Here is a 2,153-nt window from a genome sequence, read left to right on the forward strand (position 1 = left end):
TGGCTGACGGACGAGCAGATGGCGCGTCTTCAGCCGTATTTCCCGAAACGCCATGGCCGCGAGCGGGTCGATAATCGACGGGTTTTGAGCGGGATCATCTTCGTCAACCGCAATGGGCTCAGGTGGCGCGATGCGCCGAGGGAGTATGGCCCGGCGAAGACGCTTTATAATCGCTGGAAGCGGTGGAGCGACAAAGGCATCTTCATCCGCATGATGGAGGGCTTGGCCACACCGCAGGCGCCAGAGCGCAAGACGATCATGATCGACGCGACCTATTTGAAGGCCCACCGCACGGCGTCGAGCCTTGGGGTAAAAAAGGGGGTCCGGGACGCCTGATCGGCCGCACGAAAGGCGGTATGAACACCAAGCTTCATGCCGTGACCGATGCAAATGGCCGCCCGATCAGCTTCTTCATGACCGCCGGGCAGGTGAGCGATTACACGGGCGCAGCCGCTTTGCTCGACAGTCTGTCCAAAGCGCAATGGATGCTCGCCGACCGGGGCTATGATGCCGACTGGTTCCGCGACGCCTTGCAGGAAAAGGGTATCACTCCCTGCATCCCGGGCCGGAAAATACGGAATAAGGCCGTCAAATACGACAAGCGCCGCTACAAACGCCGCAACCGCATCGAGATCATGTTCGGCCGCCTCAAGGACTGGAGGCGGGTCGCAACACGCTATGATCGGTGCCCGAAGGCCTTCTTCTCCGCCGTAGCCCTCGCCGCCACCGTCATCTTCTGGCTCTGATCAATGAGATGGGGTGGTTGCCGCCCTCCCTGACGGCATCAAGATGTGCCAGCGTAGTTTTGGTTTAAGCTACGAACGGAGAGGACGGCAACCATGAGTATCGATACGATGATTGGTGTGGATCTGGCAAAGTCTGTTTTCCAGATTCACGGGGCGTCGATGAACGGCGAGATGCGGTTTCAACGCAAACTGTCGCGACAGGCTTTTCCCACTTTCATGGCCCAACAGCCAGCCGCCGCGGTCGTAATGGAGGCTTGCGGTAGCGCTCATTACTGGGCGCGTGTGCTGAGCGGATTTGGTCACGAAGTCAGACTGATCGCGCCTCGCTACGTGCGCCCATTTGTGAAGCGCCAGAAGAACGACGCAGCCGATGCCGAGGCGATTGTGGTGGCGGCCCAGCGGCCCGAGATGCGCTTTGTTGAACCCAAGAGCGAGGCTCAGCAGAGCGCTGCGATCCTGTATCGATCACGCCAGCGCCTTGTGCGTCAGCGGACCGAGACGGTGAACGCCTTGCGGGCAGCTTTGTATGAGTTCGGGCACGTTATCCCTCAGGGCATCCGGCACGTCGGTCGCATCCGCGCGATCCTGGAGGCGCCCAACAGCGACCTACCGGCATTGATGCGCGAGGAGTGCCTCGCGATGCTCGAGCAGCTTGCTGTGCTCAGCGGCTGGATTGATGCGAAGACCGCAACGATCAAGGAACTCGCAGCCGCCACGCCGGTGTCGAAGCGATTGCAGACCATGCCTGGCGTCGGCCCCTTGGTGGCAATGGCAGTGGAGACCTTCGCGCCTGACATGACGAGCTTTCGCAACGGCCGTGACTTTGCGGCGTGGCTTGGATTGGTACCGCGCCAGTTTTCATCAGGCGGCAAGGAACGGCTCGGGCGGGTCACCAAGGCCGGCCAGGCCGATATCAGGCAGATGCTGATCATTGGTGCCATGTCGCGATTGAACTGGATGGGACGCAAGGCGATCCCGGAAAGCTCATGGCTGGCGCGCATGATGGCCCGTAAGCCGCGCATGTTGGTCGCCATCGCACTAGCCAACAAGATGGCGCGCCAGATTTGGGCCATGTTGACAAAGAACGAAGACTACAAGAATCCGATGCCGGTCATGGCAGCCTGATAAGGCTATCCCAGAGCGGCTGGATGGAAGGGGTGTGAGAAGGCGACGACCCGAATGGGCAGAATGATCGAACAGATCTGGATCAGGAAAACCAGTTCAGGACTCGGAGCAAATCGAGCTCGCCAATGAGATTTGGACCTGATCCGCGGATCACCATACCGGCCAGCGGCCCCTGAAAGCGCCGCAATCTAGGCCTGACAGAAGACCGCACTCGATCACCAGTTCAAAAGGTCAGAAACCCTCTTGCATCACGGGCGGCAACCACAGAAGTCCTGACCCTAG

At 60.1% G+C, this 2,153-nt stretch carries 2 protein-coding genes; both read left to right on the forward strand.

Going from position 1 to position 2,153, the window contains the following annotated elements; all coding sequences use genetic code 11:
- A protein-coding gene (locus H7692_RS15085) for an IS5 family transposase (protein WP_227340494.1) occupies positions 1-746 on the forward strand; the annotation gives its coding sequence in 2 pieces (ribosomal slippage) (positions 1-310 and positions 310-746; 747 coding nt annotated over the 2 pieces). This gene is flagged as partial in the annotation.
- Between the two features lie 93 nt (positions 747-839).
- On the forward strand, positions 840-1,871 hold the full coding sequence (locus H7692_RS15090) for an IS110 family transposase (RefSeq protein WP_222137377.1): 1,032 nt from the start codon (positions 840-842) through the stop codon (positions 1,869-1,871).
- The last annotated feature ends 282 nt before the right edge of the window (positions 1,872-2,153 follow it).

The organism is Sphingopyxis sp. P8 (assembly GCF_020622175.1).
Taxonomy (GTDB): Bacteria; Pseudomonadota; Alphaproteobacteria; order Sphingomonadales; family Sphingomonadaceae; genus Sphingopyxis; species Sphingopyxis jiangsuensis.

Coding starts and splice junctions, on each gene's coding strand:
- H7692_RS15090 (WP_222137377.1), top strand. CDS start 840: ATGAGTATCGATACGATGATTGGTGTGGATCTGGCAAAGTCTGTTTTC.